General features: G+C 72.2%; 14 protein-coding genes and 1 rRNA gene. 7 read left to right on the top strand and 8 right to left on the bottom strand.

What is annotated here, in order from left to right:
- The first annotated feature begins 148 nt into the window (after positions 1–148).
- Positions 149–718, top strand: a complete 570-nt coding sequence (locus ACZ470_RS00075) for a GNAT family N-acetyltransferase (RefSeq protein WP_468422889.1) — start codon at positions 149–151, stop codon at positions 716–718.
- Between the two features lie 49 nt (positions 719–767).
- On the top strand, positions 768–1,955 hold the full coding sequence (locus ACZ470_RS00070) for a winged helix-turn-helix domain-containing protein (protein ID WP_468422887.1): 1,188 nt from the start codon (positions 768–770) through the stop codon (positions 1,953–1,955).
- Between the two features lie 20 nt (positions 1,956–1,975).
- On the opposite strand, the gene ACZ470_RS00065 is transcribed toward ACZ470_RS00070, so the two are convergent.
- The 7 genes from ACZ470_RS00065 to mtnA all read right to left on the bottom strand — a co-directional run bounded on the left by ACZ470_RS00065 (position 1,976) and on the right by mtnA (position 10,752).
- Positions 1,976–2,722 carry a response regulator gene (locus ACZ470_RS00065; RefSeq protein ID WP_468422885.1) on the bottom strand — a complete coding sequence of 249 codons (747 nt, stop codon included), beginning with the start codon at positions 2,720–2,722 and terminating at the stop codon, positions 1,976–1,978.
- A 202-nt stretch (positions 2,723–2,924) separates the two neighbouring features.
- Entirely contained in the window at positions 2,925–3,617 is a 693-nt protein-coding gene (gene hpf, locus ACZ470_RS00060; protein ID WP_468422883.1) for a ribosome hibernation-promoting factor, HPF/YfiA family, read from the bottom strand.
- A gap of 312 nt (positions 3,618–3,929) precedes the next feature.
- Positions 3,930–4,838, bottom strand: coding sequence for a ComF family protein (locus ACZ470_RS00055; RefSeq protein WP_468422881.1), 909 nt, complete (start codon positions 4,836–4,838; stop codon positions 3,930–3,932).
- A 79-nt stretch (positions 4,839–4,917) separates the two neighbouring features.
- The gene (locus ACZ470_RS00050; RefSeq protein ID WP_468422880.1) at positions 4,918–6,723 is read right to left on the bottom strand and encodes an LpqB family beta-propeller domain-containing protein; all 1,806 of its coding nucleotides are present in this window, start codon (positions 6,721–6,723) and stop codon (positions 4,918–4,920) included.
- Positions 6,710–8,908: an MtrAB system histidine kinase MtrB gene (gene mtrB, locus ACZ470_RS00045; protein WP_468422878.1), complete on the bottom strand. Its 2,199-nt coding sequence runs from the start codon at positions 8,906–8,908 to the stop codon at positions 6,710–6,712. The genes ACZ470_RS00050 and mtrB overlap by 14 nt, the downstream gene beginning before the upstream one ends.
- A 1-nt stretch (position 8,909) precedes the next feature.
- Complete coding sequence (mtrA, locus tag ACZ470_RS00040) at positions 8,910–9,599, bottom strand: two-component system response regulator MtrA (RefSeq protein ID WP_004930665.1); 690 nt, start codon at positions 9,597–9,599, stop codon at positions 8,910–8,912.
- A gap of 4 nt (positions 9,600–9,603) precedes the next feature.
- Positions 9,604–10,752 carry an S-methyl-5-thioribose-1-phosphate isomerase gene (gene mtnA / locus ACZ470_RS00035; RefSeq protein ID WP_468422877.1) on the bottom strand — a complete coding sequence of 383 codons (1,149 nt, stop codon included), beginning with the start codon at positions 10,750–10,752 and terminating at the stop codon, positions 9,604–9,606.
- A gap of 140 nt (positions 10,753–10,892) precedes the next feature.
- On the opposite strand from mtnA, the gene ACZ470_RS00030 reads away from it, so the two are divergent.
- From ACZ470_RS00030 to ACZ470_RS00010, 5 genes are read left to right on the top strand one after another with little or no spacing between them, the layout of a single operon-like run.
- Positions 10,893–12,212, top strand: coding sequence for a DUF7847 domain-containing protein (locus ACZ470_RS00030; protein ID WP_468422875.1), 1,320 nt, complete (start codon positions 10,893–10,895; stop codon positions 12,210–12,212).
- 40 nt (positions 12,213–12,252) lie between these two features.
- The gene (locus tag ACZ470_RS00025) at positions 12,253–12,963 is read left to right on the top strand and encodes a DUF4129 domain-containing protein (RefSeq protein WP_468424017.1); all 711 of its coding nucleotides are present in this window, start codon (positions 12,253–12,255) and stop codon (positions 12,961–12,963) included.
- Positions 12,960–14,156, top strand: a complete 1,197-nt coding sequence (locus tag ACZ470_RS00020) for a DUF4350 domain-containing protein (protein WP_468422873.1) — start codon at positions 12,960–12,962, stop codon at positions 14,154–14,156. The genes ACZ470_RS00025 and ACZ470_RS00020 overlap by 4 nt, the downstream gene beginning before the upstream one ends.
- Positions 14,156–15,145 carry an AAA family ATPase gene (locus tag ACZ470_RS00015; protein ID WP_468424016.1) on the top strand — a complete coding sequence of 330 codons (990 nt, stop codon included), beginning with the start codon at positions 14,156–14,158 and terminating at the stop codon, positions 15,143–15,145. The genes ACZ470_RS00020 and ACZ470_RS00015 overlap by 1 nt, the downstream gene beginning before the upstream one ends.
- Complete coding sequence (locus ACZ470_RS00010; RefSeq protein ID WP_468422871.1) at positions 15,145–16,455, top strand: DUF58 domain-containing protein; 1,311 nt, start codon at positions 15,145–15,147, stop codon at positions 16,453–16,455. Before ACZ470_RS00015 ends, ACZ470_RS00010 begins: the two co-directional genes overlap by 1 nt.
- Positions 16,456–16,521: 66 nt before the next feature.
- Here ACZ470_RS00010 and rrf read toward each other — a convergent pair.
- Positions 16,522–16,638, bottom strand: a 5S ribosomal RNA gene (gene rrf, locus ACZ470_RS00005).
- Between the last annotated feature and the right edge of the window lie 153 nt (positions 16,639–16,791).

Below are 16,791 nucleotides of genomic sequence, written 5' to 3'. Positions count from 1 at the left end.
ATCCGTTTCACAGCTGCTTCAAAAGGACAACGTCCGGGACGCTCGGATGGTGCCGCGTCATCCCGGCGATTTGCGCGAAGGGTGATCGTCGCCTCACGCATTGCGAAAGGGATGGCGCCGTTCACCGCCACGTGAGCAGAATCGGCCGATGGAACCCGTCACGCTCACCACCGACCGCCTCCTGCTGCGCGCGGTCGGCCCGCAGGACACCGACACCGTGTACGCGATCTGCCAGGATCCGGACATCCAGCGCTGGACCACGGTCCCGTCCCCCTACCTCCCCGAGCACGCGCGGGGCTTCACGGAGCAGATCGCGCCCGACGGCTGGGCGAACGGTTCGATGTTCACCTTCGGTGTCTTCCTGCCCGCCGGGGAGCTCGCGGGCATGCTCAGCATCACCATGCGGTCCCTGGGGACGGGCGAGATCGGCTTCTGGGCGGCGAAGGAGCACCGAGGCAACGGCTACATCACCGAGGCCGCCCTCGCCGCCTCCCGCTGGGCCTTCACCCGGCTGTCGGTCGACCGCGTGGAATGGCGCGCGGAGGTGGGCAACACGGCCTCCCGCGCGGTGGCGGAACGCGCGGGCTTCACCGTCGAGGGGGTCCTGCGCTCCTCGCTCAACAACAAGGGCGTACTGCGGGACGGCTGGGTGGGCTCCCTGCTCCCGTCCGATCTGGGGCTTCCCTCCTCGGCGCCCTATCTGCCGGGGCCGGGGTGACGCCCGTCCGCGCCTGCGTTGTCAGTGCCACCCTCTATCGTGCGGAGCCATGACGACCCTTCCGCGTCCGGCCACGGAGCTCTCGGCAGACGAGGCCCGTCGTATCGCCCTGCGGGCCCAGGGCTTCCTCGGCGCCCCCGACCGCCGTTCGGGTGTCCGGGGCGTCCTCCGCCATCTCGGCGCGGTGCAGCTCGACACCATCTCCGTCCTCGCCCGCTCCCACGAGCTCATCCCGTACGCCCGCCTGGGCGCCGTGGGCCGCCGGACCGTCGAGGAGGCGTACTGGAAGAAGGACTCCCAGCCGCCGCACGCGTTCGAGTACTGGTCGCACGCCGCGTGCATCCTCCCGGTCGAGGAGTGGCCCCACTTCGCCTTCCGCCGCCGCGCCTATCGCGCCCGCCCGCACTGGAACCACCAGCTGCCCGACGGTGTGTACGACCAGGTGATCAAACAGCTCCGCGCCGAAGGCCCCCTCACGGCCACCGAGTTGGGCGGCGCCAAGCGCACCAGTGAGTGGTGGGACTGGTCCGGCACCAAGGTCGCCGTCGAGCGCGCGCTGATGTACGGCGAGGTGGTGTGTGTCGAGCGCCGCGGCTGGAAGCGGGTCTACGACCTCGCCGAGCGGGCGATCCCCGCGGAGCTGCTGCACGACGAGCTGGACGACACCGAGTGCCTGCGCCGCCTGGTCCGCCTGGCCGGCCGGTCGCTCGGCGTGGGCACCCGCGCGGACATCGCCGACTACCACCGCCTCAAGGGCGAGCAGGTCGACGCGGTCATCGACGGCTCGGGCCTGGTCCCGGTCACGGTGCAGGGCTGGTCCAAGCCGGCCTGGGCCGACCCGGAGGCCCTGGCGGCACCGCCGCGCGGCCGGCACCGTACGACGCTGCTGTCCCCGTTCGACTCCCTGGTCTGGGAACGGGCCCGCACGGAGCGGATATTCGGCTTCACCCACCGCCTGGAGGCCTACGTCCCCAAGCCGAAGCGGGTGTACGGCTACTTCGCGATGCCCGTCCTCGCGGGCGGCCGGCTCGTCGGCCGCGTCGACCCGGCCCGCGAGGGGCGCACGCTGGTGGCCAAGCAGGTCACGCTGGACGGCCGGAAGGCGGTCCCCGCCGTGGCTCAGGCCCTGGTGGAGGCGGCGGGCTGGGTGGACTGCACCGATGTGCGCGTGGAGCGGGCCGACACACCCGAGCTGCGCGAGGCACTCACGCTGGAACTCGCCCGGATCCTCGCCTGACCCCGCTTCCGAAAGGAGCGTCAGCGGATCTCGAGGATCTTCTCCCGCATCGCGTAGACCACCGCCTCCATCCTGGAGTGCAGCTGAAGCTTCTCCAGGATGTTGCGCACATGGTTCTTCACGGTGTTCTCGGAGATGAAGAGTTCCTTGGCGATGTCGCGGTTGTTCATCCCCGTGGCCACGAGCTTGAGGACTTCGAGTTCACGGTCCGTCAGCCGGGGCGCGGGCACGAGCCGGCGCTCGTCGGTGCGCTGAATCATCGACTTGAACTCGGTGAGCAGTTTCGACGCCATGGACGGACTGATCTGCGACTGCCCGTCGGCCACGGCGCGAATGGCGGTGGCCACCTCGTCCGTGGAGATCTCCTTGAGGAGATAACCGGTCGCGCCCGCCTTGATGGCGTCGTAGAGATCGGCTTCCTCGTCGCTGATCGTCAGCATGATGATCTTCGCGCTGGGGGCGACCTCCTTGATGGAGGTGCACGCCTCGATCCCGCCCCGCTTGGGCATCCGCACGTCCATCAGGACGATGTCGGGCAGCAGGTCGGCCGCCTTCTCCACGGCCTCGGCGCCGTCCCCCGCCTCGCCGACGACCTGGATGTCCTCCTCGGCCGCGAGCACGATCTCGAGTCCGCGGCGGAACAGCGCGTGGTCGTCCACCACAAGGACTCTGATCGGCTCCTTGCGTGGAGTGTCCACGTCCGGGCCCATGCCGACGACGCCGTCGTCGGCATCCTCCTCATGCATCGGTCCGAAGCTGTCCGCCATCGTTCCTCCCCCTGAAGGCTGTGGCCTGTGGTCCTGACCATCGCCAACCCAAGGCAACGGCCCACCGGTTGAGCCGCTGCTGCCATGATTCCATGCCCCGCCGACACCGGGGTGCCGGTGTGTGCGCCCAGTGGTCGCACACCGGTGCCCCTGGGGGCGCACACGCGCACCAGGGGCACCGGATCGGTCGTCACGCGGCGGGTCAGCCGCCGAGCGTCCCGCCCGCCTCGGGGGACTGCGTCTGGGTGACCATCGTGTCCGTGCTGAGGTGGATCACGCCGTAGTCGTAGGCGTGCCGCCGGTAGACGACACTGGGTTCCTTGGTCTCGGAATCGACGAACAGGTAGAAGTCGTGCCCGACCAGCTCCATCTCGTAGAGAGCCTGGTTGAGCGTCATGGGCGCTGCCACGTGGGTCTTCTCGCGGACGACCAGGGGTCCGTCACCCTGTACCTCCAGCGAGCCGATCTTCTTGGTGGGGACGGCTTCCGGCTCCTCCGTGACGGTGCTCGCGCCGGTCCCGTTGAGGGTCGCCGCACCCGGGACGTGGTCGGGGACCTCGGCGGCCGAGATCCTGCGCGCACCGCGCCGCGAGAAACGCTTGTCGTGCTGCTTGCGCAGCCGGGCGTCCAGCTTTTCCGCTGCCAGGTCGAGCGCCGCGTACGGGTCGCTCGCCGCTGCCTCCGCCCGGATCACCGGACCGCGGGAGCGGAGGGTGATCTCCACCCGGTCACTGCGGTCGGCCTGTCGGGGGTTGGGCTCCTTGGACACCTCGACGTCGAGGCTGATCACCTTGCCATCGAGCTTCTGGATCTTCTCCAGGTTCAGCTTCTCGGCCACGTGCTTCCGGAACCGCTCGGGCACCTCGGTCTTGCGGCCCTTGACGACGATGTCCACGCAGAACTCCGTTCCCGGATCACTCCGCCTCGGTGCGGAGCGTCTCCCTTTTGCACCAGGTTCCGGTGTCGTCCGGAACCTCGGACTCGGTGACGTCCACCTCCTCCCCCATGGGCGGGATCTCCACTCCACCGGCGCGGGTGATTGCGAAAAAACCCGCAGCACGGCAATCGGATTCGAGAGGTGTGGCCTGCGGCTTTCCCTCACAACCGAACATATCTCGCCCGGACGGATGTCGTCACCCTCTACCGCGCCGTACCTCCATTCTGATGAATAGGCCCTCTCATTACCTGCAACGACGTACGTTCTCAGTCAGTTCCGGTTTAATTCGAAAGCGTTCGGAGGTGCCGCGACGACGGCCGCGCACATCACATCCACGGTCCCGCCCGCATCCGCCGTCCCCGACGGCCGGCCGGACCGTCGGCCCGCCCTCTCCCGAGCCGGTCCGTTCCGTTGTTCTCCTCTCCTTTCCCATGTCTCACCCCAGTACACGAACGCGGGCCCCGAAATACTCGATTCGGCGCCCTGATCCGGCACCGCGGCCCACGGCCGGCCCCGTACCGCGCGTGCCGCCTCGGCCAGCGACGCCCCGGTCGTCATCAGGTCGTCGACCAGCACGACCCGCCCCGCCGGGAGCAGCCGGCCGCAGCCCGGGGCCACCGTCAGCGCGCCCGCGAGATTGTCCAGCCGCTGCCGGGAGTTGAGCCCCGACTGGTCGGCCACCTCCCGTCGCTGCCGCAGCGCGGGAAGTACCCGGACGGGTACCCCGGCCCGCCGCAGCTCACCCGCCGCCGCGTACGCGATCCGCCGCGCCGGGTCGTGCCCGCGCGCCCGCACGGCCCGCCGCGCGGACGGCACCGGGACGAGCAGCACCGGGCGCCGGTCGCCGAACGGCCCACCGCCGCCCCCGCCCGGTGTCCGGGCCGCCGCTCGCAGCGCCGCCCGCACCGCACCCGCCAGGGCCTCCCCGAGCGGCCGGGAGAGGGCGAGGGCACCGCGCTCCTTGTGGGCCAGCAGCGTGGCGCGCACCTCGTCCGCGTACCGCGCCGCCGCGTGCACCGACGGCAGCCCGGCCGGCTCGGGCAGCGGACGCACCCGGCACGGCTCGGCCCCGCTCAAGGCCGTACGGCACCGGGCGCAGAGCACCGCACGAGGTCTGCCACAGCCGCCGCACTCGGCCGGGAGCACCAGGTCGGTGAGGTCCTGCCACCAATCCCGCATGGGCCCACTGTGCCAACGCATGCCGCACCCGGCCACCCCTGTGGATAACTCGGGGGACGGAGGCGGCAGGCGCTCCCGCTCACCCCGGATAGACCGGCGCGGTCCCCTGAGTCACCTTCTGCCACTGGGCCCCCGAGGGCAGCCGCACGATCCCGTCCACGGAGTACGCCACCAGCGGCGCCTGTTCGTCCTCGGACCCCGTGACGGCCTTGACGCCGGTCAGCGCGGCCGGCGGCGGCACGTCCGGCGTGGAGCCGTCGACCTCGACGTACTTCATCTGCTCCACACCGCCCTCCTCGCGTCCGACCACCACGAGCCGGCTGTCCCCGGCCCAGGACATGGCCGTGACCTGCTCCAGTTCGGGCGTCGCGGAACGCAGGTCCCGCACGGTGACCTCCGGCTGCTCGCCCGTCCCCCGTTCGATCCGCCCGACCAGCAGGGAACGCCGGTCGCCCTTCTCCACGACGAGCGCGATCCGCACCCCGTCCGCGGCCACCCGTACCGCCTGGACGCGGCCGTCCAGACCCGGCGTGCGCACCTGGACCGGCTCGCCCTTGCCCTCCTCCTCCAGGAGGTACAGCCGCGGGGCGTCGGGGTCCCGGTCGGCCACCCACAGTCCGCCCTGCGCGTCCCAGCTGGGCGTGGTCAGCCTGTCCTGCTCCGCGTCGCCCGTGCTGCGCAGCACGGGCTCCCCGAGGGAGCTGCCCGACACCAGCGGGGCGACGAACAGCGACTTGCCGTCGAAGCCGACCCCGGCAGCGGTGCGCTCGTCCCGCGCGACCGCGACCGACCGGAGCGCCGTCTCGCCCTCGCCCAGCGCTCCGGGCACCGGGTCGGGATCGGTGTCGTTGGTGCCGGCGGTGATCCGCACGAGCCGGTGTTTGTCGTCGACGAAGTACAGGGAGTCGGGCGGGTTCAGCGCGCCCCGGGTGGCCACGGTCTCGGCGCCCTCCCGGCTGAGCGAGCACAGCTGCCCGCCACCGGCCCGCACCTCCACCTCCTCGACCGCCGGGCTCAGCGTGCGCAGCGTGAACAGCAGCTGGGCGGCCATCTCCTCGCAGCGGCCGGCACCGGCCTCGGCCGCCTTGTCGTTGAGCGGCACGATCAGCCTGCCCCGGTCGTCCGGGGTCAGCGGACCGTCCTTCCGCAACGCCGTCCCCGCGGGGAAACTGGTCCGGACGGCGGGGTCCAGCCAGGTCGTGGGCCCGCCGATGAGGGAGCGCACCATCTGGGTCGTGGGGTCCACATGGCTGCGCACATAGACGGGGTCGGCGACCGTCATCGGCGGGGACCCCGCCCCGTTCAAGGCGAAGTAGTACTTGTTGACGGACATGTAGTTGCGCTGGAAGTCCGACTTGCCCATGACCACGCCCTGCGGCACCGCGTCGATGCGCCACTGCTCGGTCTTGGCGTCCTTGGTGAGATGCACCAGCTTGCTGTAGGGCCCGGAGGCGGGCGCGTACGACTGCTGCGCGTCGACCGTGGCGACCTTGGTCCCGGTCAGTGTGTAGGACAGGGAGCCGGTGTCCTCCCGGTCCGGGCGGTCGGCCTGGGCGCCCGGCCCGTCCGACAGCACGGTGGTGGACAGCTCCGGCTGCCAGGTCTTCGCCGCCTCGGCGGTCAGATACTGGCGCGCGGTCTTGTAGTCCGGGTCGTCGCTGGTCAGCGCCTCCAGGAAACCCTGCACGATCTGGGTGGGGCTGGCGTCCTCACTGGGCGGCATCGCGAACACCCGCACCTGTGTGTCCTGCCGCGGCGTGGACTCGACGCCCCGCAGATCCCCGCTGTCGGGCATCGAGGCGCACCCGGCCAGCAGGACGACCCCGCCGACGGCGTACGCCACCGTCCGCACCGACACCCCCCGGCCGCGCTCACCGCCGCCCACGCGAAGCCTCCCCGTCCCTGTCCGCGTCCCGCGCCGTACCCCGGCTCTCGGGTCCTTCTCCGTCGGCACCGTCCGTCCCGGCCCGCCGCTCCGCCTTCGTGCCCCCGTCGCCCGAAGCCTCCGAGGCCCCGTCCGCCCTCCGCGCGGAGCCCGCGTCACCGTCGCCCGCGGCCCTCGTCGGCGCCCCGGGCGTCATCCTCGTACTCCCGGTCCGCGCCTGCGGGCCGGGGCGTGCCACCACGCGCGCGCCGTTGCCGGGCAGTGCCGTGGGGTCGGCCGTCGGGGTCGCGGTCGTCGTCGGCAGCGCGAACGGATCCCTGGCCCCCCGCGCCGGCCCGTCGGCGCCCGTCTCCTGCGCCGGCACCGTGGCCCGCTTCTCGCCGTCCCCGCCGCCGCGCGGCAGACCGGCGTCGTCGAGTCCGCGGTTGCGCCGCGAGTCCTTGGGCTCCAGGGGTATCGGAGACCCCCTCAGCGGCTCGTCGGCGGTCCTGGGCAGCGTCAGCCGGAACTGCGAGCCGCCGCCCGGCTCGCCCCACGCCTGGAGCCAGCCGCCGTGCAGCCGCGCGTCCTCCAGGGCGATGGACAGCCCCAGCCCCGTACCGCCGGTGGTGCGCGCGCGTGCCGGGTCGGCCCGCCAGAAGCGGCTGAAGACCCGGGTCGCCTCACCGGGCTTGAGCCCGACGCCGTAGTCGCGCACCGCGACCGCCACGGCCCCGCCGGCCGCGGCCAGCTTCACGACGACGTCCTTGCCCTCACCGTGCTCCACCGCGTTGACGACCAGGTTGCGCAGCACGCGCTCCACGCGCCGCGCGTCCGCCTCGGCGACGACGGGCTGCTGGTCGCCGACGACCTTGATCCGCGTGCCCTTTCGCTCGGCGAGCGGCTCCGCACCGCTGACCACGCGCCGGACCACGTCCCGCAGGTCTATCGGCTCCGCCTCCAGCGCCGCCGCGCCCGCGTCGAACCGGCTGATCTCCAGCAGGTCCGCGAGCAGCGACTCGAACCGGTCCAGCTGGTCGGCGAGCAGTTCGGCCGACCGCGCGGTCACCGGATCGAAGTCCTCCCGCGCCTCGTGGATGACGTCCGCGGCCATCCGCACGGTCGTCAGCGGCGTCCGCAGCTCGTGCGACACGTCCGACACGAACCGGCGCTGCATCCGCGACAGGTCCTCCAGCTGGTTGATCTTCAGCTGGAGGTTCTGCGCCATCTTGTTGAACGCCTCGCCGAGCCGCGCGATGTCGTCCTCGCCGGTGACCTTCATCCGTTCCTGGAGCCGCCCGGCGGACAGCCGCTCGGCGATCCCCGCCGCCATCCGCACCGGCGTGACGACCTGGCGCACCACGAGCCACGCGATCGCCCCGAGGAGCACGACGACGAACAGCCCGGCGGTCGCCAGAGTGCCCTTGACCAGGCTCAGCGACTTCTCCTCCTGGGTGAGCGGGAAGAGGTAGTACAGCTGGTACGGGTCGCCGTTGGGGTCGTTGACCTGCTGGCCGATGACCAGGCCGGGCTGGGAGTCCTTGTTGGTGTCGTAGACGATGCGCGTGTAGCTCTGGGCCGCCGCCGTACTGGTGTCGATCCGCTCCCGCAGCGCCGCCGGCACACTCGCCGTCGGGTTGACCTCACCGGAGGCACGCGGTCCGCGCCCGCTGCCGCTCTCGTCGGCCGCGGGCAGGGTCACCACGTCGAAGGCGCCCTGACCACCGCTGGAGAGCGACTCCACGAGGTCGCTCATCCACTGGATCACGCTCTGCGAGCGACTGCCGTCCACCGCGGTGACGTCGTCGCCCGTGACGCTCACGGCCTCCTCGGCCTGCTGCTTGGCCACCGCGAAACCGCCGGTGGCCTGGCTCTGCGACGCCTTCACCTTGGCGTCCAGCAGACCGTTGCGCACCTGGCCGATGACGACGAAGCCCAGCAGCAGGACCACGCCCAGCGACATCAGCAGCGTCGTGACGACGACCTTGAGCTGGATGTTGCGCCGCCACAGCCGCATGACGGGCAGCAGCGGCCGGCGCACCCAGCGCATGAACAGCCGGATGACCGGACTGCCCTGGACCCCGCCCTCGAGCAAGCCGCCCTCGAACAGGCGTCCCCAACGGGAGCCGGGCCTCTTCCGGCCGACAGGCCGCCCCGGACGGCCCCCGGATCGGCCGGGCGCCGAAGCGGCACTGTCACCGGACATGTCAGCTCGGTCCTGCCTTGTATCCGACACCACGGACGGTCACCACGATCTCCGGCTTCTCCGGGTCCTTCTCGACCTTGGAGCGCAGCCGCTGCACATGCACGTTCACCAGACGGGTGTCCGCCGCGTGGCGGTAGCCCCAGACCTGCTCCAGCAGCACCTCGCGCGTGAACACCTGCCACGGCTTGCGGGCCAGCGCGACCAGCAGGTCGAACTCCAGCGGCGTCAGCGCGATGGACTGCCCGTCCCGCTTCACGGAGTGCCCGGCCACGTCGATCACCAGGTCACCGATGGCGAGCTGCTCCGGCGCCGGCTCCTCCGACCGGCGCAGCCGCGCCCGGATACGGGCCACCAGCTCCTTCGGCTTGAACGGCTTCACGATGTAGTCGTCGGCCCCGGACTCCAGGCCCACCACGACATCCACGGTGTCGCTCTTCGCCGTGAGCATCACGATCGGCACCCCGGACTCCGCCCTGATCAGGCGGCACACCTCGATACCGTCCCGGCCGGGCAGCATCAGGTCCAGGAGCACCAGATCGGGCTTGGCCTCGCGGAAAGCGGCCAGCGCCTTGTCGCCGTCGGCTACGAAAGACGGCTCAAAACCTTCACCGCGCAGCACGATGCCGAGCATCTCGGCCAGTGCGCTGTCGTCGTCGACGACAAGGACTCGTCCCTTCATAAACGACATCATCCCATTAGCTAATCGTTACCTGGCGTGACCTGGCACACAGCGTGGCCAGAGCCTCGGCGGTCACGGGCGAAACGGCACCTTCTTCGGTGACGATCGCCGTCACCAGCTCCGGCGGCGTCACATCGAACGCCGGGTTGTACGCCTGGGTCCCCAGGGGTGCCACCGGAATCCCCCCTCCCGCTTCCATTCCGGCCACCGGCACCTGCGGTGCCGTGACCTCGGTCACCTCATGACCGGGGCGCTGCTCGACCTCGATGGACGCCCCGTCCGGTGTCTCCGGATCCACAGTCGTCACCGGTGCCACCACGATGAACGGCACATGGTGGTACCGCGCGAGCACCGCGAGCGGATAGCTTCCCACCTTGTTCGCCACCGATCCGTCGGCCGCGATGCGGTCCGCCCCGATCAGCACCGCGTCCACCTCGCCCGCCGCGAACAGCGAACCCGCCGCGTTGTCGGTGAGCAGGGTGTACGCCATGCCGCTGCGGGCCGCCTCGTATGCCGTCAGGCGAGCACCTTGCAGCAACGGACGCGTTTCGTCCACCCACAGGCGCCGCAGCCGCCCCGCCCGGTGCGCCGCCAGCGCCACCGCGAACGCCGTCCCCTCACCGCCCGACACCAGCGAACCGGTGTTGCAGTGCGTGAGCACCCGGTGCCCGCCGGCGGGCAGCAGCTCGTCCAGCAGCGCCAGCCCGTGCTCCGCCATCCGGGCACTGGCCTCGGCGTCCTCCCGGTGCAGCTGCCGCGCCGCGGCCAGCGCCGCCCCGGCCGCCTGCCTGGGATCCCCGGTGCGGGCGAGCACGGCCTGATGGGCGGCCTGCGCCCGGCGCACACCGACGGCGAGGTTCACCGCGGTCGGCCGCGCGCTCTCCAGCGCCGCCGCCGCGTCGTCCACGTCGTAGCCCCGTACGGCGGCGAGCGCGACACCGTACGCCCCCGCGAGGCCCAGCAGGGGAGCGCCGCGCACGGCGAGCGAGCGGATCGCCTCCACCAGCGCGGGCGCATCCGTACAGACGAGTTCGACCTCCTCGGCCGGAAGCCTGGTCTGGTCGAGGAGGACCAGGACGGGGCCTTCGGGTGGCTCTTCCCAGCGGAGTGCCGGGATCTCGGTCGGCCGCTTGATGCCGCCGCTGTCCGCGTACTGATCAGCCATGCGGCCAGTCTGCCCCCTTTCGCGCGGACAATTGAAGGTAAGCAGCCCTCACCTCGGCAGGTCCCCCGATGACCACCCCATGGCACGATGGCTGCCAAGCTGCCGCCGCGACCGCGGACGGGCACCGTGAAGGAGCGACGATGAAAGACACTCCGGGCTGGGCCTCGCCCGGATCCGCCCCGTCCGAAGGGCAGGAACCGGGCACGCCCCAACCTGCCGAGCCCGCCGACCAGCCCCAGCAGCCGGACCCCGGCGTGAAGTGGTCGAAGGAACAGCCACCGCCCGCCCAGTGGTCCGCCCCCACCGGCCGGCCCGGCCCCACGGACCCCGGCCAGTCCGCCCCGCCCCCGCCACCCGGTCCCGGCTGGGGCGCCCCGCCCCCCGGCGGACCCGGCGGCTACGGCGGCGGTCACGGAGGCCCCGGCGGGCACGGCGCCTGGGGAAGCGGATGGGGCGGCGGCTGGGGCGGTCCCCCGCCCGCGGCCAAGCCCGGCGTCATCCCGCTCCGCCCGCTCGGCGTGGGCGAGATCCTCGACGGCGCCGTCTCCACCATGCGCACCTACTGGCGCACGGTCCTCGGCATCTCGCTGACCGTCGCCGTCCTCACCGAGATCGTCGTCGTGCTGCTCCAGGGCCTCGTCCTGGACAACTCCAGCACCGAGGCCCTCAACGACCCCAGCGCCACCCTCGGCGAACTGACCGACGCCATGGGCGACGCCCTGCTCAACTCCGGCGTGGTCTTCCTGGTCACCCTGGTCGGCACCGTCGCCGCCACCGCCCTGCTCACGACCGTCACCAGCCGCGCCGTACTCGGCAGGTCGGTCACCACCGGTGAGGCCTGGCGCGACGCCCGCCCCCAGATCGTCAAGCTGTTCGGCCTGATCTGCCTGCTGCTGCTCATCACCGCCGGCATCATCACCGTCGGCGCGCTGCCCGGCTTCCTGGTGGCCCTGGCGGCGGGCGGCGAGGTCGGCATCGCCCTCACCGTCCTGGGCCTGATCGGCGCCGGCGTGGTCGCCCTCTGGCTCATGATCCGCTTCTCGCTGGCGTCGCCCACGCTGATGCTGGAGAAGCAGGGCATCGTGAAGGCGATGAGCCGCTCCGCCAAACTGGTGCGCGGCTCCTGGTGGCGGGTCTTCGGCATCCAGCTCCTCGCGACGATCATCGCGAACGTCGTCGCGTCGATCATCGTCATCCCGTTCACCTTCCTCGCCGCGGCCGTCGGCGGGGACGGCGTCTCCGGCTTCCTCAACAGCGCCGGCGGCGACATCGGCTGGACGTTCCTCATCATCAGCGGCATCGGCTCGGTCATCGGCGCCATGATCACGTTCCCGATCACGGCCGGCGTCACCGTGCTCCTCTACGTCGACCAGCGCATCCGCCGCGAGGCCCTCGACCTCGAACTGGCCCGCGCCGCCGGCGTCCAGGGCCACGGCACCGGCAGCACCCCGGGGAGCTGATGGGGTGACCACGGGGGGAGTTCTCACATCCGTACAGGCGCTGCCCGCGGCCGCCGACACTGCCGTACGCCGGCTGCTGCGCGGCGACGACGAGCCGCCCGTCACCCTCCCGCGCGACCCCGCGCGGGAGGCGGCCCGGCGCGAGCTGTCCAAGCGCATGTACCACGAGAACGACCCCAGCTGGTTCCAGCGGGCCCTCGACGCCTTCTGGGAATGGGTCGACGAACTGTTCGGCGCCGCCTCCACCGCGGCACCCGGCGGCACACTCGGCCTGATCGTCATCATCGCGGCCGTGATCGCCGTCCTGGGCGCCCTGTGGTGGCGCCTGGGCACCCCGCGCCGGGCGCCCACCTCGGCACCCGCCCTGTTCGACGACCGCCCCCGCAGCGCCGCCGAACACCGCTCGGCCGCCGAGGCACACGCCGCCCAGGGCCACTGGAACCAGGCCGTCCAGGAACGCATGCGGGCCGTCGTCCGCGCCCTGGAGGAACGCGCCCTGCTCGACATCCGCCCCGGTCGCACCGCCGACGAGGCCGCCGCGGAAGCCGGCCGCGCCCTGCCCGACCACACCGGCCGACTGCACACCGCCGCCCGCGTCTTCGACGACGTGACATACGGCGGCCGGGCCGCCACGGAGCAGTCGTACCGGCAGCTCGCCGAACTCGACCGCGACCTGGAGCGCACCAGACCACAGCTCGCCAACAGCGGCACCAGCACCGACACCGACGCCCACCGGGGAGCCACCGGATGACGACCGAGGTCACGCTCCCGTCCACCTCGGCCTCGCCCACCGCCCGCCAGGTGTGGACCCGCGCGCGAGGCGTGGCCCTCGCACTGGTGCTGCTGATCGCGGCCGCCATCGCCATCGCCGTGGTCCGCTCCGACGCCCGGCACGGCGAACTCGACCCGCGCTCCGCCGACCCCTACGGCAGCCGCGCCGTCGCCGAGCTCCTCGCCGACCGCGGCGTGGACACACGCGTGGTCACCACCCTCGACGAGGCCACCGCCGCGGCCGGCCCCGACACGACCCTCCTCGTCGCCGTCCCCGACCTCCTGACCCCGCCTCAGCAGTCCCGGCTGCACTCCGCCACCGCCGGCTCCGGCGGCCGCACCGTCCTGGTCTCCGCCGGCAGCCCGTCCGTGGAGCGGCTCGCCCCCGGCGTCACCGCCGACCCCGCCACCAGCTTCGACTCCACCCTCTCCCCCGACTGCGACCTGCCCGCCGCCCGCCGCGCAGGCACCGCCGACACGGGCGGCATCCGCTACACCACCACCCATCTCACCGCCGACGAGTGCTACCGCAGCGAGCGCCTCGCCACCCTGCTGCGCATCCCGGCCCCCTCCGGCGACGGCGACACCGTCCTCCTCGGCGCGCCCGACATCCTCCTCAACGACCGCCTCGACGAGCACGGCAACGCCTCCCTCGCCCTCCAACTCCTCGGGTCCCGCCCCCATCTGGTCTGGTACCTCCCCTCGCTCGCCGACGCCTCCGCCGCCACCGAGGAGGGCGAGCGCGACTTCTTCGACCTGCTCCCCTCCGGCTGGCTCTGGGGCACCCTGCAACTCTTCGTCGCGGCAGCCCTGGCCGCCCTGTGGCGGGCACGCCGACTCGGCCCCCTGGTGCCCGAAAAACTCCCCGTGGCGATCCGCGCCTCCGAAACCGTCGAAGGCCGCGCCCGCCTCTACCGCAAGGCGAACGCCCGGGACCGCGCGGCCACCGCTCTTCGCTCCACCACGCGCACGCGCCTCGCCCCCCTCGTAGGCATCCCCGTCTCCCAGGCGCACGCGCCCGAGGCCCTGCTCCCCGCGCTGTCCGCCCACCTCCAGGGCGACGGACAGACCCTGCACACCCTCCTCTTCGGCCCGCCCCCGGGCGACGACGCAGCACTCATCCAGCTCGCCGACCGACTCGACGCCCTCGAAAGAGAGGTACGCCGTCCATGATGGACCCGACCACTGACAACGCCGCGCACACCGGGGACCCGGCCGCCGCCCGGGCCTCCCTGGAAGCCCTGCGTGCCGAGATCGCCAAGGCCGTGGTCGGCCAGGACCCCGCGGTGACCGGCCTCGTCGTCGCCTTGCTCTGCCGCGGCCACGTCCTCCTCGAAGGCGTCCCCGGCGTCGCCAAGACCCTCCTCGTCCGTGCCCTCGCCGCGACCCTCGAACTCGACACCAAGCGCGTCCAGTTCACCCCCGACCTGATGCCCAGCGACGTCACCGGCTCCCTGGTCTACGACGCCCGCACCGCCGAGTTCTCCTTCCAGCCCGGCCCGGTCTTCACCAACCTCCTCCTCGCGGACGAGATCAACCGCACTCCCCCGAAGACCCAGTCCTCCCTGCTCGAGGCCATGGAGGAGCGCCAGGTCACGGTCGACGGCACCCCACGCCCCCTCCCCGACCCCTTCCTGGTCGCCGCGACCCAGAACCCGGTCGAGTACGAGGGCACCTACCCCCTCCCCGAGGCACAGCTCGACCGCTTCCTCCTCAAGCTCACCATCCCCCTCCCCTCCCGCCAGGACGAGATCGACGTCCTCACCCGCCACGCCGAGGGCTTCAACCCTCGCGACCTGCGCGCCGCCGGCGTACGCCCCGTCGCGAACGCCGCCGACCTGGAAGCCGCCCGCCGCGCGGTCGCCGGAACGACGATCTCCCCCGAGATCACCGCCTACGTCGTCGACATCTGCCGCGCCACCCGCGAGTCGCCATCGCTCACCCTCGGCGTCTCCCCCCGAGGCGCCACCGCGCTCCTGGCCACGGCCCGCGCGTGGGCCTGGCTCACCGGCCGCGACTACGTCATCCCCGACGACGTGAAGGCTCTCGCGCTGCCCACGCTCCGCCACCGCATCCAGCTCCGCCCGGAGGCCGAGATGGAAGGCGTGACCGCCGACTCGGTCATCAACGCGATCCTCGCCCACGTCCCCGTCCCCCGCTGATGGCACCCACCGGACGCGCCGCGCTGCTCGCGGCCCTCGGCTCCCTCCCCGTCGGCATCTTGGAACCCGGCTGGACGGGCATCCTCGCCGTCAACGCCCCACTGGCGGTGGCCTGCGCCTGCGACTTCGCCCTGGCCGCCCCCGTACGCCACCTCGCCCTGACCCGCTCCGGCGACACCTCCGTACGCCTGGGCGACACCGCCGACGTCACATTGACGATCACCAACACGTCCCGCCGCCCGCTGCGCGCACGTATCCGCGACGCCTGGCCTCCCAGCAGCTGGCAGCCCGGCACGGAGACGACGGCCTCCCGTCACCGCCTGTCGATCCCTCCGGGCGAACGCCGACGCGTCACGACCCGCCTGCGTCCCACCCGCCGCGGCGACCGCCAGGCCGACCGGGTCACCATCCGCTCCTACGGACCCCTGGGCCTATTCACCCGCCAGGGCACCCACAAGGTCCCGTGGACCGTACGTGTCCTCCCGCCCTTCACCAGCCGCAAGCACCTGCCCTCCAAGCTGGCCCGCCTGCGCGAACTGGACGGCCGCACCAGCGTGCTGACCCGGGGCGAGGGAACAGAGTTCGACAGCCTGCGCGAATACGTCCCGGGCGACGACACCCGATCCATCGACTGGCGCGCCACCGCCCGCCAGTCCGCCGTCGCGGTACGCACCTGGCGTCCCGAACGGGACCGCCACATCCTGCTGGTTCTCGACACCGGTCGCACCTCGGCGGGCCGCGTCGGCGACGCTCCCCGTCTGGACGCCTCCATGGACGCGGCCCTGCTCCTGGCGGCCCTCGCCTCCCGGGCGGGCGACCGCGTCGACCTCCTGGCCCACGACCGCCGTCTGCGCGCCCTTGTCCAGGGCCGCACGGCGGGCGACGTCCTCCCGTCGCTCGTCAACGCCATGGCCACGCTCGAACCCGAGCTCGTCGAGACCGACGCCCGTGGGCTGGCGGCGACGGTACTCCGTACGGCGCCCCGCCGGTCCCTGATCGTGCTGCTCACGACGCTCGACGCGGCACCCATCGAGGAGGGCCTGCTCCCTGTCCTGCCCCAGCTGACCCAACGCCACACGGTCCTCCTCGCATCGGTGGCGGACCCACACATCGCCGGGATGGCCAGGGCACGCGGAAACGCGGACGCGGTGTACGAGGCGGCGGCAGCGGCACAGGCCCATGCGGAACGGGACCGCACGGCGGAACAGCTCCGCCGCCATGGCGTCACGGTGGTGGACGCGATCCCCGAGGAACTGGCGCCGGCGCTCGCGGACGCATATCTGGCCCTCAAGTCGGCGGGGCGCCTGTAGTTCCCCGGCCGTCCCTAAACGCAGAAAACCCCGCACCGGAACGGTGCGGGGTTTTCTGCAATATTTGTTCGGCGGCGTCCTACTCTCCCACAGGGTCCCCCCTGCAGTACCATCGGCGCTGTAAGGCTTAGCTTCCGGGTTCGGAATGTAACCGGGCGTTTCCCCTACGCTATGACCACCGAAACACTATGAAACAACAACCGGCGCCCTGAACGGGCGGATTGTTCGTGGTTTCAGAACCAACACAGTGGACGCGAGCAACTGAGGACAAGCCCTCGGCCTATTAGTACCGGTCAACTCCACACGTTACCGTGCTTCCATATCCGGCCTATCAAC

The sequence above is a fragment of the Streptomyces sp. NPDC031111 genome, from assembly GCF_055570675.1.
The sequence above is the reverse complement of the archived record's forward strand: the minus strand, read 5'-3'. Positions and strand labels throughout refer to the sequence as shown.